The organism is Shewanella sp. 8A (assembly GCF_023475945.1).
GTDB classification, from domain to species: domain Bacteria; phylum Pseudomonadota; class Gammaproteobacteria; order Enterobacterales; family Shewanellaceae; genus Shewanella; species Shewanella xiamenensis.
The window spans coordinates 21,259-37,487 of the sequence record NZ_JAMDJP010000017.1 but is presented as its reverse complement, the minus strand read 5'-3'; the positions used below and the strand labels follow the sequence as shown (position 1 = coordinate 37,487).

The 16,229-nt window shown below is 48.7% G+C and carries 13 protein-coding genes; 5 read left to right on the top strand and 8 right to left on the bottom strand.

The features are described 5' to 3' along the window. Window positions 1-126: 126 nt before the first annotated feature. From M0413_RS14150 to M0413_RS14135, 4 genes are all read right to left on the bottom strand, one after another. Entirely contained in the window at window positions 127-1,920 is a 1,794-nt protein-coding gene (locus M0413_RS14150; protein WP_249554655.1) for an AMP-dependent synthetase/ligase, read from the bottom strand. A gap of 128 nt (window positions 1,921-2,048) precedes the next feature. Beyond that, on the bottom strand, window positions 2,049-3,359 hold the full coding sequence (locus M0413_RS14145; RefSeq protein ID WP_249554653.1) for an ABC transporter permease: 1,311 nt from the start codon (window positions 3,357-3,359) through the stop codon (window positions 2,049-2,051). Then, window positions 3,356-4,219: an ABC transporter ATP-binding protein gene (locus tag M0413_RS14140; protein ID WP_037416205.1), complete on the bottom strand. Its 864-nt coding sequence runs from the start codon at window positions 4,217-4,219 to the stop codon at window positions 3,356-3,358. The genes M0413_RS14145 and M0413_RS14140 overlap by 4 nt, the downstream gene beginning before the upstream one ends. 40 nt (window positions 4,220-4,259) lie before the next feature. Beyond that, a complete protein-coding gene (locus M0413_RS14135) occupies window positions 4,260-4,631 on the bottom strand; it encodes a GntR family transcriptional regulator (RefSeq protein WP_037427968.1) in 372 nt (123 codons plus the stop codon). A gap of 92 nt (window positions 4,632-4,723) precedes the next feature. Between M0413_RS14135 and M0413_RS14130 the strand changes: the two genes are divergently transcribed. The 4 genes from M0413_RS14130 to M0413_RS14115 all read left to right on the top strand — a co-directional run bounded on the left by M0413_RS14130 (window position 4,724) and on the right by M0413_RS14115 (window position 8,614). Then, on the top strand, window positions 4,724-6,331 hold the full coding sequence (locus M0413_RS14130) for an alpha/beta hydrolase (RefSeq protein WP_249554651.1): 1,608 nt from the start codon (window positions 4,724-4,726) through the stop codon (window positions 6,329-6,331). A gap of 3 nt (window positions 6,332-6,334) precedes the next feature. Further along, window positions 6,335-7,069, top strand: a complete 735-nt coding sequence (locus M0413_RS14125; protein WP_037416198.1) for an ABC transporter ATP-binding protein — start codon at window positions 6,335-6,337, stop codon at window positions 7,067-7,069. An 88-nt stretch (window positions 7,070-7,157) separates the two neighbouring features. Continuing rightward, complete coding sequence (locus tag M0413_RS14120) at window positions 7,158-8,297, top strand: ABC transporter permease (protein WP_037427971.1); 1,140 nt, start codon at window positions 7,158-7,160, stop codon at window positions 8,295-8,297. A gap of 56 nt (window positions 8,298-8,353) precedes the next feature. After that, window positions 8,354-8,614 carry a phage-shock protein gene (locus M0413_RS14115; RefSeq protein WP_037416192.1) on the top strand — a complete coding sequence of 87 codons (261 nt, stop codon included), beginning with the start codon at window positions 8,354-8,356 and terminating at the stop codon, window positions 8,612-8,614. A gap of 169 nt (window positions 8,615-8,783) precedes the next feature. Here M0413_RS14115 and mog read toward each other — a convergent pair whose 3' ends face one another. From mog to M0413_RS14095, 4 genes are all read right to left on the bottom strand, one after another. After that, window positions 8,784-9,317: a molybdopterin adenylyltransferase gene (mog, locus tag M0413_RS14110; RefSeq protein WP_037416491.1), complete on the bottom strand. Its 534-nt coding sequence runs from the start codon at window positions 9,315-9,317 to the stop codon at window positions 8,784-8,786. A 206-nt stretch (window positions 9,318-9,523) separates the two neighbouring features. Continuing rightward, entirely contained in the window at window positions 9,524-10,483 is a 960-nt protein-coding gene (locus M0413_RS14105) for a carbohydrate kinase family protein (RefSeq protein ID WP_249554649.1), read from the bottom strand. A 92-nt stretch (window positions 10,484-10,575) separates the two neighbouring features. Then, window positions 10,576-12,972 (bottom strand): TonB-dependent receptor domain-containing protein, encoded by a 2,397-nt coding sequence (locus M0413_RS14100; protein WP_249554646.1) that lies wholly within the window; start codon window positions 12,970-12,972, stop codon window positions 10,576-10,578. Window positions 12,973-13,229: 257 nt separating this feature from the next. Continuing rightward, a complete protein-coding gene (locus M0413_RS14095) occupies window positions 13,230-14,450 on the bottom strand; it encodes an MFS transporter (RefSeq protein WP_249554644.1) in 1,221 nt (406 codons plus the stop codon). A 257-nt stretch (window positions 14,451-14,707) separates the two neighbouring features. On the opposite strand from M0413_RS14095, the gene gtfA reads away from it, so the two are divergent. Beyond that, on the top strand, window positions 14,708-16,192 hold the full coding sequence (gene gtfA / locus M0413_RS14090) for a sucrose phosphorylase (protein ID WP_249554643.1): 1,485 nt from the start codon (window positions 14,708-14,710) through the stop codon (window positions 16,190-16,192). Window positions 16,193-16,229: the final 37 nt, after the last annotated feature.

The following is a 16,229-nucleotide window of genomic DNA, read 5'->3' as shown; positions in this document are numbered from 1 at the left end:
CACCGACACCTTGCGCCTCGTGCGCACCAGTAAACGGGGCGAATTTTAAGCTAAGAACTATGCGTCAGGAAGTAGTTGAGACAAAAAAGGCCGCTAAGCGGCCTTTTAAGATCAAATATTTAACAATCAATTATTATACATAGCATTAATTTCATGGGCGTACTTGTGATAAATCATTTTGCGACGCAACTTAAGCGTCGGCGTGATTAATCCTGCCTCCATCGAAAAAGCTTCCGGCAGCAGGGTAAACTTTTTGATTTGCTCAAAACCAGCCAACTCCTGCTGGAGCTGTTTGAGGCGCTGCTCGAAATGCTCAACCACATGGCTATGGCGCAGCAGCTCAATAGGCGACTCATACTTTAAGCCTTTTTCCTTTGCCCATGCTTCGAGGGATTCAAAGGCTGGCACAATCAGCGCCGTCACATAGTTACGCGCATCGGCAATCACCGCCACTTGTTCGATAAAAGGACAACATCCAACAGCACCCTCAACCCTTTGCGGTGCAATATATTTACCGTTAGAGGTCTTCATCAATTCTTTAATACGATCGGTAATAAACAAATTGCCGTGGGCATCGAGTCGTCCCGCATCGCCAGTCTTTAACCAGCCGTCTTCAAAGGCGGCGGCAGTATCTTCAGGGCGATTGTAATAACCACGCATCACAGTGTCGCCACGGACTAAGATTTCATCGTCTTTACCCAGTTTAATTTCGATTTCGGGCAAGACTTTACCGTTTGACCCCGCGACACGGTTATCCAAAGTGTTACAGGTCACAGTAGCGTTTGTTTCGGTCATGCCATAGCCACAAAGCACAGGAATACCAATAGCATGGAAAAAAGACGCCACATTTAAATCAAGTGCAGCACCGCCACAGGGCATAAACTTTAAGCGTCCACCGAGCACTGCCTGCAACTTGCTGTAAACCAATTTATTCGCCAAACGCCATTGCAAGGATAACCACAAACCGCCCTTAGCGCGGCCTTGGCTCACTTCAAACTGACGCTCGCCAACCCTCATCGCCCAAGCAAATAATTTTTTACGACCCTCTGCGGATTTCGCGACCTTATCCTGTACTGCGCTGTAAACCTTCTCGAGGAAACGCGGCACCACACACAAGGTATGCGGACGCACAGCACTTATCGCTTCTTTTACTCTTTGGGTATTTTGCAGATAAACATTATGGCCACCACGGCATAAAACGTAGAAACTCCAGCTACGCTCAAACACATGGCTTAGCGGTAGGAAAGCTAAAGACACATCGCCAGCATTAAAAGGCAAAATCTGATCGTGCTGACGCACAGTCGAAGCCATATTGCGGTAATCCAGCATGACGCCCTTAGGATCACCCGTGGTGCCGGAGGTATAAATCAGGGTTAACAGATCATCAAGATTCGCGTCTTTTAAGCGTTGCTCCAGCTCGGCACTTTGGTCATATGCCTGCGTTAGGACGTTATCTAAATGCCTATGTTGAGGTTTATCCTGAGCCAACTGAACTGCGGCATCGAACACAATCACATGCTCTAGAGTCGGACATTGTTTTTGTAACTCGCAGGCCAGCGCATATTGCTTAGCGTCGTCGACAAAAATCACCTTAGCCGCCGCATCATTAATGATAAAGCTGGCTTGCTCTAAGGTACTGGTTGGGTAAATAGGCACGACAATGGCACGGCTTTTCAGAATGCCGATATCGGCACAGGTCCATTGCGGGCAGTTTTGTGACAGGATCACACAGCGGTCTTGCACTTGTACGCCGAGTTGAATCAACACTTGTGCAATTTTATGGCTGATCTCATCAAATGCCTGCCAACTGACTTGATGCCAAGGGGCTGCCATTTCAAAACCTTCCAGCGCAATAGCCTCCTTTAACGACTGGCTTTGCTGCTGTAATAGTCGAATTACGTGATATTGTTCGAGCGACATGAGTGACTCACCTTTTAGCTTACAAGTGTTCCGCTTTTGCAGCATTCTACCTGAAGGCAAGCTAAAAACTAAGAGTTTTTGCTCTAATCTTGTGCAAATGTCGCCCAAATCACGTCATTTAAGGCCGATTACAGCCCAACGATATCGCCCCGCCATAACTTTTTATGGCCGCCAAACAGGGCAATTTGCCCCAACACAACCAGTAAAAGATCGCCTATTAACCAATAATATAGATGACCATCATGCTGCAATGCCGCTAAACTGATAGACACCCATAGTGAATGCCCCAGCACCACCAGCATAGTCAAGCTAACCTGTAACACTCGGCGGCACAGGCAACCTAGCCCTAACACCAAGGCACAAGCCCAATAGGTGCTCATCACTAAATGCGCCAGCAATGGCGCACTTATCCCGCCATTGAGCCAAGTAATAAACACACTACAGAGCAACATGCCGACACTGATGAGATACAGCAATCGTTGCTGCCCTCGGGCAAAAGCATTAACCAAACCGGTTCTGCCATCAAAACCCGGCATCAACAACAGTAACTCTGTTGCACGCGCTCGTTGCACCCGACTCCAATGCACCAGCGAACAGCTGATCACACAAAACTGCGCCAGTAGCAGTAACACCGGAAAATCCCAATTAAACTGATGGGATAATACCCCCAGCACCAATGTCAGCGCGGGCAGCAACAACAGCAATACGGTTAACATCGGCCCGATAAAAAAGTTAACCGGATGCAAATAACGCTCGAAACGGCTCAAAAACCGCATGGATTGCAGATTAGGCAACCAAAACCAGCCCATTTCTAACCCGTTGAGGTACACACTGCGTGCTTCCACCCGCCAAGGTAATACTAGGCAGCGGCGCCAAATCAGCACTACCAACACAAACAGCACTATGATGCTCAGCCACAATGGTACTTGCTCAGCCAAAGCGCTAGAAAACGGCACTAAGATAAACAGTAAAAATGAGGAGTAAAACCATTGGGTGTGCCGCAGACACAGCAAAATAAAACCTAAGCTTATCCCTTGGGCAAACACCAGTAGCGACAGGCTAGAGGTAAAATCAAACAATACGCATAAGAGCACCGCAAGGCTAAACACGCCAATGAGCATCACCTCGCACTGGATAAAAATATTCTGCCGATAACGGGGGATTAAGATTGAGCACTCACTCGCCATCAAGCGAATCAACTGCCATGCGACCGCAGCTGAGGTAGAGACAATCCCCATGCCGACAAAAAGATCAAAACTCTCCTTCTGCCCAGCCCATCCCGCCAAAACGCTCAGGGCTAAGCCAAATAATCCGGTACCCAAAAAACTCACACTGCCCACGTCAAATAACCACAGGCGCAGCATGCCGCTAAAGGGATTGATTGAATGCTGTGTTGCAGGCTTATCAGTAGGTTGCACAAGCGGTTTAGCTGCACTCATTTGTGTAACTCCACAAAGAGTTGCTCCAAATTAAGCGCTTCACTTCGCTGCACGCCGGGAAGATTGAGATCGACGGCACCACGATCCACCAGCACAGAATCACCATCACGGCTCAAAATACGCACCTGCTCAGGCAACTCCGTACCCGCCGCCAGTTTGAGAAGACGCACCTCTTCCCGCAGGGCATCGATTTCCTTAAACAGCACTAACTCGCCCTGTTTAATCAGGGCAACATGGCTCGCGACCCGTTCTAAATCTGAGGTGATATGGGATGAAAACAGCACCGCCGAGCCGGATTCGAGGGCCAAGTCGAACAAATCGACCATAAACTTGCGTCTGACTATCGGGTCGAGACTGGCCACGGGTTCGTCGAGGATCAGCAACTCGGGACGATAGGCCATTGCCATGATCAGCGCCAAGGATTGGCGCTGGCCGACGGACAGACGTTGTACCTGTTGGCTGACATCTAACTCAAAGCGGGCAAGCCAATCTTGCTCTAACTGCATGTCCCAATGGGGATAAAAGCTGCGGTGTAAATCGAGGGCGCGCTCAACGGTAAAACCTTCATAACCAAAGGGCTGTTGTGGCACATAGCCAAGGCGCTCCTTTGCGGCAGACGAGAGTTGTTCCGGCGTCTCACCTAAGGTGCGGATGTCACCCGAATCGGGCGAGAGGATCCCCAAAGCGCAGCGCATTAAGGTTGATTTGCCCGCACCGTTTTGTCCCAATAAGCCAACCACCATCCCGGCAGACAAGCACAAGGACAGATCCTTTAACGCCTGTTTTTCAACGCCATTTTTTCCACGAAAAACTTTGTTTACCTTAGAAAACTCAAGTATTGGGGGAAACTCTTGATCCATCGAATTGCGTCCTTTTTATTCTCGTTTTCGCTTGGGCCGACTAGGCTTGCCAGCGCTCGTTAATCAATTGCAGCAACTCGGGCAGGCTCACGCCCAGCTGCTTGGCTTGTGCCAATAAGCCATCTAATTGCGGCTCAAGCAGACTCACGCCCGACTCCATCGCCTCGGTACGGGCAGCAACTCGAGTCGCCTGCCCACGGCGGCGTTCTAACCAGCCCTGATCCACCAATTGCTGAATCGCGCGAGATACTGTCATCGGGTTCACCGCAAGGTATTCCGCAATCTGGCGCACTGAGGGTAATACGTCTTCCTCTTGCAGTTGGCCGCCCACAATCAAGCGCACGATTTGCTCGTGTAATTGCTTGTAAATTGGCTCACCACTGCTGGGGTTGACATTTAAAAGTTCTAACATTAGGCTTTACACACTGTATTAATACATTGATACACCGATACACTGTATTTAAAGTATCACACTCATCCTGAAATGCAAAAAGGAAAGCGCTCATGATAGATAGCATGATCCACAGGAAGTCCCATAAGACCAGCGCTTGCGTTGCGATTAAGCGTTCAAACACAGGCTGGCATAAACATATTTCAACTCGCAAAATCATAGGCTTGAGCACACTTATGCTCGCCATGGCTAGCGCAACGGTTTGGGCAAGTGAAAAATCAGCTCCTTCAACAACACCCACAAATACCTGTTATGTGGACGGTGTTTCGGACCGTTTAAACTGCGGCTTTGTGACTGTGCCAGAGAATCCCAACAAGCCCGATGGCAAACAGATCCAAGTGCATTATGTGGTCTTGCCTGCGGTGAAAAATGTCAATCATGAAGAAGCACTGCTGGCGATAGCAGGCGGCCCAGGTCAATCGGCCATCGATAATGCGGCAAGCTTTGATAGCATGCTGAATAAAGTGCGTCAGCAGCGGGATATTTTGCTGATTGATCAACGCGGTACAGGTCGCTCAAATCTATTGAATTGCGATGCAGGTGAACAATCCTTACTCGCCCTCAACGATGACAATGTTGATAGCTTAGCCGAGGCGCAAAAATGCCGAGATCAATTAACGGGTAGCGATGTCACCCAATACGGCAGTCTCAATGCCGTGGCAGACTTCGAAGCCGTGCGCGCCCATTTAGGCTACAAAAAGCTGCACTTATACGGCATTTCTTACGGCACACGCATGGCGCAGCTCTATATGCGTTTGTATCCCGAGCACTTAGCCACAGTTACCTTAGACGGCGTAGTGCCGATGCAGCAAAGCGTATTAGAAATCGGCTCGGCAATTGAGCGCGGCTTTGACTTATTGTTTAAAGACTGCCAAGAAACCGCGGCCTGCCATGCCGAGTTTCCTGAGCTCAAGGCCGAGTTTGACCAAGTGGTCGCAAGACTAACCGAAGGGCCAGTGATGGAGCAAGTACACGACCCGGTCACGGGTGAAAAGACCTTACTCACGCTCACCCGCGCGAAGTTTTATGGCGCGATCAGAATGGCACTGTATCAAACCAATGTGCGCGCCTTAGTGCCCCATGCGATTCATCAAGCCGCCAAAGGTAACTATCAACCGCTACTCGGATTGTATGCCTTAACTACCGATGGTGCAGGCATGGCAATGGGCATGCACGCCTCCGTAGTTTGCGGTGAAGACATCCATCGCATCACCCCAGCGATGCGTGAACAGGCAAAAACCTCCTATGTAGGTAAAACCATGCTCGAAAGCCTGGAAGCATCATGCTCTGTGTGGAAAGTGCCACCCGTCGATGCCAGCTTTAGCGAGCCTATTAAGAGTGCTATCCCCACACTGTTACTGTCGGGCGAAATAGACCCTGCCACACCACCAAGTTGGGCGGAACTCGCCATGGAAAAACTCACTAACGCCAAACACTTGGTCGCACCATACGCCACCCATGGCGTGGCCTATCAGTCCTGTGCCAATAACTTAATCGCCGAGTTAGTGCGTACTGGTTCGGTTAAAGATCTCGATGGTGAATGTTTGAAAAAGGATGTGCGCCGTAGTTTCTATTTAAATGCCAGCTCGGTTGAGCCACTCGCGACCGAAGATACAACCCACTCTGCCAAAGATAAGCCCAGCACTGGAGCCAAGGAGTAAGTCATGATCAAAGTATCCCATCTTTCTAAGCGCATCGGCGAAGTGCAGGCCCTAAACGATTTGAGTTTTGTTGCCGAAAATGGCCAGATCACCGGCCTACTCGGCCCCAATGGCGCGGGTAAAACCACCTGTTTACGCACCATTTTTGGCCTGCTGAAACCCGATACTGGCACGGCTGAAATTGAAGGTATCGACGTTGCCATCGACCCGATTGGTGCTAAGCAGCAACTCGGCTTATTCCCCGATCCATTTGGCCTGTATGAGCGCCTCACGCCGCGGGAATATATCCGTTACTTCGCCGAACTCAGCGGTTTATCCGCCAGCGACGCCAAAGAGGCCACCAGCAAGGTTATCGCCAAACTACGCCTCGAAGATATTAGCGATCGCCGCTGTAAAGGCTTCTCCCAAGGGCAACGAATGAAAACCGCCCTCGCCCAAGCCATAGTCCACAGCCCCAGCAATATTATCCTCGACGAACCGACCCGTGGGCTGGATGTAATGAGTACCCGTTTGCTGCGCGATATTCTTATCGACCTTAAAAACCAAGGGCATTGCGTGCTGTTTTCCAGCCATGTGATGCAAGAAGTCGCGGCCTTGTGCGACCAAGTGATCGTGATGGCGCAAGGCCGAGTGGTGGCCATCGGCAGCCCAGAGCAACTCTGCGCACAAACGGGTAAGGCCTCACTCGAAGATGCCTTTATCCAGCTGATCGGCACCGATGAGGGTATTGCCGCATGATGACTCACAGCATTAACGCTCACACAAATTGCGATAACACCTGCTTCGACTTAATAGCGAACAGATAAACTTGGGATAAGGAATAATCATGAACAAAATCATCGCAATGGTTCGCAAGGAACTGATAGACGCCGCCCGCGATAAACGCTCTGTGATGGCGGGACTCTACTACGCCATCGGTACGCCGCTGATCATGTGCGGCCTGTTTATGGTGCTTATCGGCCAGCTGACCAGCCCGGACGATCTTAAAATCAGCATCACTAATCCCGACAAAGCGCCGGATTTAGTGCGATTTTTGTCTAACAAGGGCATTACCCAAGGCGAAGCTGGCGCAAAGGATTTGAAAGCCATCGAGCTGATTATCAGCCCCGACTATGCCAAGCAGATGAACCAAGGCAAAGGCGCAGAAATCACTATCGTTGCCGATAACTCAGAGGAAAAACTGCAAAACTCGATTCGCCGCTTAGAGAAACAGTTGCAGGCCTACAGCGCCGAAATGGGCAGCCTGCGCTTAATCGCCCGCGGTATCGACCCTCGCGTGGTGCAGCCCCTGAAAGTGAATGTGCACGACCAAGCCACCACCGACTCTAAGGGCGGGATGATCTTAGGCATCGCCATTTTCACTATGATTTACTCAGTGTTTATCTCGGGGATGAACTTGGCCATCGACACCAGCGCCGGTGAGCGTGAACGTAACTCTTTGGCATTGTTACTCAGCCATCCGCTGACCACGCGCCAATTAGTGCTCTCTAAAATCATTGCTGTCGGTCTGTTTGCCCTGCTCGGCTTAGTGTTGATTTTATTAGTATCTAAGGTCGCCTATACCTTCGTGCCTTGGCAGGAACTCGGCTTTAGCGTCAGCATTACCAGCGAATTTATGGCGCTGATGCTGCTAGTCGGTATCCCAGTCGCCCTGATGGCTGCCTGTTTGCAATTGTTTGTGTCCTTTATGGCCAAAACCTTTAAGGAAGCCCAGTCCTACCTGACCATGGTGCTGTTTGTGCCCTTGGCACTGTCGATGGCCGCCAGCTACAACATCGCGCCCGACGTCCTGCAATGGTTGCCCGTTTCGGGTCAGCAACAGGCACTAATGGACTTTATTAAAGGTAAAGATATGAACATGCTGCAATTGCTGGTATCGACGCTGGGCACACTCGCCATTGCGGTAATACTGGCATTCGGCATGGAAAAATCGTTAAAGAGCGAAAAAGTGATCTTCGGTTTATAACACTATCAACCCACGGAGGGCGCGCCGCGCCCTAACATTGAGTTAAGGAGCCAATCATGGAAAAAGAATTTATTATCATGGTCATTATGGTGACCTTTATTATCGGTGTAAGCGCCACAGAGATGTTTAAGCATTACCTAAAAATGCGCCAACTGGGTGGCGGAAACGATCGGCAGCTTGAGGATAAACTCACCCAGCTGAGTCTACAAAATCAGGTACTGATTGAACGAGTACAGGTGCTGGAGCGCATAGTGACAGATGCAGAGGACAACGCCGCCAAGACCACACTGGCACAGCAAATTGAGGCATTAAAATAGTCATTAATGCACCGCAGTTAAACTCGTATTACAGGGTATTAAAGCTGTGTCTATAGGCGCTAAGTCAAGCTGCGTACTTGCGACTTAGCGCGACCACAACAGCCCACAACAAATGCCAATAAAAAACCCAAGCTAGGCTTGGGTTTATGTCATCTTGCTGTGCGGCGCGTTATTTTGCCTTAGGTCTAAAAGGCTTCATCACGGCCTCGTTACACTCGAGGTACGGCCCTTCCATCAGGTCGATACAGTAAGGAATCGCTGGGAATACCGCATCTAAACATTCGCGGATTGATTTAGGCTTGCCCGGCAGGTTCACAATTAATGAATCCCCCCGTAAGCCCGCGGTTTGGCGCGAGAGAATCGCCGTAGGCACAAACTTTAATGACTCAGCGCGCATCAACTCGCCAAAGCCCGGCATCATACGATCGCACACGGCCTCAGTCGCCTCGGGCGTCACATCGCGTTTTGCTGGGCCAGTACCGCCCGTGGTCACAATCAAGCAGCAATCCAGCTCATCGGCCATCTTGATCAGGGTCGCTTCAATCACATCCTGCTCGTCGGGGATCACTTGATAAATCGGCTCCCACTCGCTGGTGAGGTAATCATTGAGGGTGTCGATAATCGCCTTGCCCGAGATATCCTCATAAATCCCCGCGCTGGCACGATCGCTCACCGTTACAATCCCGATTTTTGCTTTGCTCATAGGAACCCCCCAATCATGTTGAAATAAAACCATATCGACCGAAAGCAGAGGAGAAACCTATGCTCCTTCGACTATAAGCCGCAGCTAAAATAGCATAAATGCTCGGCCAATGGGGCAAGTAAAACGTGATGAAGTTCGCGCAATATGCTCGAAAAAAGCTAAGACAGGCCATAGCTCACCTTAGCTTAATACTATTGAGTGAAGGGTTAACTCACCTGCAACAATGTGGGTAAAGCAGGGAAAGCGCCTTTCTGGCAACAGGTTACAGCACCGCAACGCACCGCAAACTCAACCGCCTTGCGCAATTGTGCCTGACATGCAAGTCGATGTTTTAAGGTTAAATGCTCGAGATCAAACTCCAACTCAGAACCCAGTGCAAACAAAAATCCCGCCATAAAGCTGTCGCCCGCCGCCGTGGTATCAACGGCTTTAATTTGGGGGACTGGCACGCTAAATCGCTCATCTACTGTTATGCATTGCACTGGATTGGCGCCGTCAGTAATCAAAATCACTTCAACACCTTGCGCCAAACAAAACTGCAAATAATCTTCGAAACTCTTATTCCGCGTTAAGGCTAAATAGTCGGCCTCTTCACGGCTCATTTTCAGCACTTGTGTGTAACGAAAACACTGCTCTACTCGCTCTGCAAGCAATGCGGTATCGGGCCAGAGTGATAAGCGCAAGTTAACATCAAAACTCACTATCTTATTGAATGAATTAGCGCAACGGGCACCATAGATGCTCGCATTAAAAATGCTCGCTTCGGTAAAGGTGTTGGAACAGAGATGAAAAACATCCATCTGTGGCCATGGAATGGCATCGAAATGGCGCTGACTATAGCAAAGATCGGCAGTCCCTTGGCGGTTAAACTCGAAGGTTCGTTCACCATTCTCATCCAAATTTACCACCACTGTCGCCGTATGCGCTCCTGGTACTTCGGCCAAATAATCCGTAACAACACCTTCGTTCTCGAGGGCTTGTTTTAACATTGCCCCATAATCATCGCTGCTAATGCCACCAGCAAAATAACTCTTACCGCCCAGTTTGGCATAACCTACAGCCACGTTTGCAGGCGCGCCGCCCGCAATGGCTTGATGAGATTTGTCGTTAGCCTCTGTGGGTAATAAATCCACTAACACCTCTCCAAAACTGAGTAATACCGTCATATGGATCCCTTTATATTTCTATTAGTTAAGCAAAAAGCCCATGCTGGATGGGCCTTTTAAATTGTCGGTTTTAAACCTAAAACCCGCCGGAGTTAAAACTCGTATTTCAAGGTTGCACTCGTGGTTCTGCCATTAATGGTGCGAGCGCGGATAATATTGTTATCAGGAATCGAACCTTCCTCAGCCTCTGTGATACCCGTGGCGTCAAACAGGTTGTTGACGTTTAAGGAGACACTTAAGGCCTGAGTTAAGTTGTAGGTTGCAAAGGCATTGACCTGATTGTAACCATCAAACTTCAGATCATTATTATCTTGTGCATAGGAGTCAGTAGTGCCAATCAGGTTGATGCCCACTGAACCTTGGTCAAAGTTATAACGTCCCATCAGCGAGTAGATAAAGTCGGCCTGTCTTCTTGGAGTATTCCCGACAACGTCGGGTGTTAGAGCATCCTTAGCAATTTCAGCGTCGGTCCAAGTGACATTGCCCCTAAAATCGAAGTCACCGATAAAATAGGCCGATTCAATTTCAATTCCTTTGGCTTTGTACTTACGGTCGAAGAAACGCTGACTCGTCGCCTCAAAGTTTTGCTCTTCGGTCTCGGAGTAGAAAGCGGTCGCGAACACCGATAAGTCATCGTAACGGTACTTAACGCCTAACTCATATTGATCCACATTATCGACCGCATCTTCTTTTGCCACTGAACCATCGGCACGAACCTTACCAAATAACAGGCGATCCGCATTAGCGCGGCCACCATGACTCAAGCGACCAAAAGCAGCTAAATCGCTGTCAAACTGATAGTTTGCACCGAGTGAATAGGAGGTGTAGCTCCAGTCATAATTCACAGGTTGCGGATTAGCATTATCGATAGAAGAGACACTTTGCTCAGGAATAGAGATTACGCCATCCAAGTTCATATCGACTTGCGATTGCACATTGCCGGCGTAGTAACCACTGGCATCGCCGCTGTCGTAACGCACACTGGCATCCAGCGATAAATCCCCAAAGCTTGACGCGACCGCAAGATAAGGCGCCTTAATGTTGTATTCGGTATCGTAATTACGTTGGCAACAGTTGCCCCAATAAGGCACGCCATAGCCGTACAGTCCAGCATCTGAATAGGCGGTACCATCGGCGGCCACAACATCAAGCAATGCGGCGTTATCCCCTTTGACTTCCATCAAATAGGAGTTCCACATCCAGGTCATATTGATATTTTGGGTGGCATTGTAATAACCCAGAGTAACGCTGGTATCGTCAAAGGTTTTCGTTAATTTTAAGTCGTTTACGATTGAGCCAAAGTCATTCATCTTAACGTCGAAGGTATGGATCCGCATGGCGAGTCCATCCATAGGATTGCCCGCATCAGGGCCATTGGCATAAATCAACTTGGCGCCAGTGCCCGCAATACTGGCCGCAATGTCGGCGCCATTAGCCACTTCGGCTGGGAATGGTGCCATAAAATTGCCGCTCACATCCGAGAAACGGAAGCGGTTTTCGACCTGCCAATCATTGCCTAAATCAAAAGACGCCTCTAAACCCACAGAGTTAACCTCAGGGTTCATCCCATCGCGCATATCACCGCGACGACGCTCACCATCGGCGCCTAAACTCAGGGTTGAGAGAAAATATGCTGACTGGATGGCATCGGATTTCGCATTAAAACCTGGAACAGAGCTACCGTCCGAATACATTGGCATGGGTAAGTAGCCAATACTTTTATCATCTAAATGTTTGAAATAAAGACGAACATAGCCACTATCGAACTCTTTGGTTATGTTAGCTTTTACCTGACCACCTTTGTTGGCGTCATAACCTGCTTGGCGAGGGCCTTCACCAGTACGCACAAAACCACCCACATGGAAACGCAGGCTGTCATTGATGCTCGAGCCATATTCAAAGTCAGTACGGAAGGTATCGTAGTCCAAGCCAAAGGTGGTAGACACGCTGCCAGCATCCGAGCTCCCAGTTTTACTGATCACGTTAATAATGCCGCCGGGAGCGTTACTCGCCGCAGTGGATGCCGAACCACCACGAATAGATTCAATGGTTTGTACTGTAGAGTCTAAACGTAAAAAGATATCCGCATTACCAAAGGCAATATCGCCAAACTGTAGAATTGGTAAACCATCTTCTTGAATTTGAAGAAACTTAGCACCACCCGATGCCACAGGTAAGCCACGTACAGCAATGTTAGCATTACCTTCGCCGCCCGTTGATTCCACCTTCATGCCCGGAATGATTCGGAACGCTTCGGCGGATGAACGTGGAGTACTAACCTCCAACTCCACGAGTGATACGCTGCTGACTGACACGCTCGAGTCCATGACGCGAGTACCACGGGCCACGCCCGTAACAGTAATGCGCTCAAGGCCTAACGCATCTTTCTTGGTTTCTTCCTGCGCGGGTGCATCGGCAGCCCAAAGCTGAGAACTCACCAAGACGGCGATTGTGCTTAACAAGAATTGTTGTGATGTGCGATTTATCATTTTTATGTCCCCACCCATATTTGAGAAGCCGCCCTCTCCCCACGGCGACTTCTACTGAAATTGTTGTTAATCGATTAGCCTGTTATTTCACTTTACTAAAAAACATCTTAATCGATTAAGTTAACAAGTTAGCAACTAAATAACAAAAAGCAAGTGCATTTTTTGTACAAACCAACAAACTTAAAGTGGGAACAACAGACAATTAATTGATTCATTAAAGAAATGTGACATAAAAAATTTTTCTGTCACATTTCAATTCAAGCGGTTTCACGGCTTAACAGCGGTTGGGAAGGATCTTTAATCAGATTAACCCCCGCTAGTAGACACAACAAAACGGCAAACCCAGTTGCGAGGTAAAAGCCATACTTCACATGGCCGAAAATATCCCCAACTAACCCCATACAAAGGGGAGCCAGCGCCGCAGAAACCGCGGTAAAAAACAGGATAACCCCAGCCACAGAACCGTGCTGCGCCACGGGGAAACAACTGATCCCCTTGGAGTTTAAGGTGGGATATATCATTGACATAAACAGCCCAGAGAGGGGCAAGAGAATAACGGCGGCCTCAACACCATAGAGCGTAGAACCGAGATAGCAAAGGCTGATCGCCAAGCTAAACCAGAACATAACCTGTTGCCACGAAAAGTAATTTAATATCCATCCGCCCAAAAACCGCCCACCCGCTCGCAGGGTAAAAAAGAGGGTTAAGGCATAGGCCGCCAGTGCCGTGTAATCCCCCTGATACTCTTGCAGCAGGCTAGGCATCCATACATAAATCGCTACTTCGGTGGCCACATACAAACCAATCGCAAGGGAAAACCCTAATGCATAAGGGTTTTTCATCATACTGAAGGTGTTCGCCAGATTAATTGTTTCCGTCGAGGATTGCTTAACCTGCGGATAATCGGCCCTAAACGCCAACCAACAAAGCAGCAGACAAAAGATCCCTGCCCCAAAATACAAATACTTCCATGACACACCACTGATAAGCAGATAGCTGACGACGGCAGGGCCCACCATAGCGCCAACCCCAAAGAATCCTTCGACCGTGTTCATGGTGCTGGAATGTTGTTTTGGTGACCGAGAGATATCACCGATCAGGGCTAAAGCCCCAGTTTTAAATACCCCAATTGCCAAGCCCACCAAGGCCAATAGCATCAGGAAATAATAAAACGACTCCCCAAGCGCAAATAAAAAACAGGCAATGGCGAACAACAACAACCCTAATAAAATGGTTAGTTTACGTCCTATTTTATCCGCCAAAAAACCCAGAAACAGGCCACTTATTGCGATAAAAATCATCGGCATATAATGGAAGGCGCTCGCCTGAGACAAAGAGAGGCCAAATTCAGCAATCAGCTGCGGGATAATCACGCCCACGGCATCGGAGGTCATAGCAAACATAAAAAACATTAAATACGTCAGCACTCTAATACGAGTGTGATGGCGATTTTCTACAGAATTTGAATCACTTACCATACTGTTTCACCTTATCGTTATCGCGCCTAACTCTCTCTGAAGCTGGCTAAGCCCCAAACAGCTTTAGGCATTATTTATGTACAGCAGTGAGCTAATCCCCCCAAAACCTAAGACTAACTCAAAAATAAAACAAACCACTTGAATAATGTTTCACATTGGTTAAATATACAACTTAATCGATTAAGTTTGTTTGCGCAATTTATAAATAAACGCGGGCAAACTTTACTCTGGGAAGGCTACTCAAACGTGGGCAAAGTATGAAAAATCAAGTGCAATTGATCACCTATGTCGATCGGATAACCGGTGCCGGACTCAAAGAACTCAAAGCCTTACTCAATAACGAGTTACAGGGGTTATTTGGGGGCGTTCACCTACTGCCCTTTTACTATCCTATCGATGGCAGCGATGCGGGTTTTGATCCCATAGACCATGTGCAAGTGGATTCACGCTTAGGTGATTGGGACGATGTCAAAAGCATAGGTGAAGAGTTCGACATCATGGCCGACTTGATCGTTAACCATATGTCCGCGGAGTCTCCCGAGTTTAAAGATGTGCTCAAGCATGGCAAACAATCGGCTTACTGGGATTTATTCCTAACCAAGGACAAGGTATTCCCTGAGGGATTAAGCAAGCAGGATCAAGAAGCTATCTACCGCCCTCGCCCAGGGAGCTGCTTTAGCACTTACACCTTAGCGGATGGTTCAACGGAAGAGTTTTGGACCACCTTTACCCGTAACCAAATCGATATCGACGTACACTCCGCAGCAGGTAAAGATTACTTAAACCGTGTATTGGCGCGATTTAACCACAGCAAAGTCAATTTAATCCGCTTAGATGCCGCAGGTTATGCGATCAAAAAGCCCGGCACTAGTTGCTTTATGATTGAGGAATCCTTCGAGTTTGTAGATAAATTAGCGAAGCAAGCCAATCAGTTAGGCATGACAACCCTAGCCGAAATTCACTCCCATCACATGACGCAAATCGATATCGCCAAACGGGTCGATATGGTTTACGACTTTGCATTACCACCGCTGATTTTACACACGCTCTTCAGCCAAGATTGTCGTGCCCTGAGCCACTGGCTTGAAATGGCGCCTCGCAACTGCATTACCGTACTCGATACCCACGATGGTATCGGCATTATCGATGTGGGCCCAATGGATGGCTTACAAGGATTATTGGACGAAAAACAAATCGATAATCTGGTTGAAACCATACACAAAAACAGTCAAGGCGAGAGTTTACAAGCCACAGGGGCAGCCGCCAGCAATGTCGATTTGTATCAAATCAACTGCACCTATTACGATGCCCTCGGGCAAAATGACCTAGATTACTTGATGGCTCGAGCGATTCAGTTTTTCGCACCGGGTATTCCGCAGGTGTACTACGCAGGCCTGCTTACCATACCCAACGACATGGTATTGCTAAATCAAACCCATGTTGGCCGAGATATTAATCGCCCCTATTTAAACCGAGAAAAAGTGCAACAAGCCCTGCAAAAACCAGTGGTTAACGCTCTTATTCAATTGATTAAACTGCGTAATAGCAGCGCCGCATTTCATGGCCGTTTTACGATGGCAGCCAGTGGAAAATCACTAACACTCACATGGTCTGCGGTAAATGCGCAGGCGAGTCTTAATCTCGACTTTGCCAATAAGCAAGGGCTGATCACCCTGCTTGATGAGCAAAGCATCGAAACCCAAATCAGCTTAGCCGACCTGCTCACCCCAGCGCAGGGATAAATACCAAACATAAAACAAAAGGCGCTTTAATAGCGCC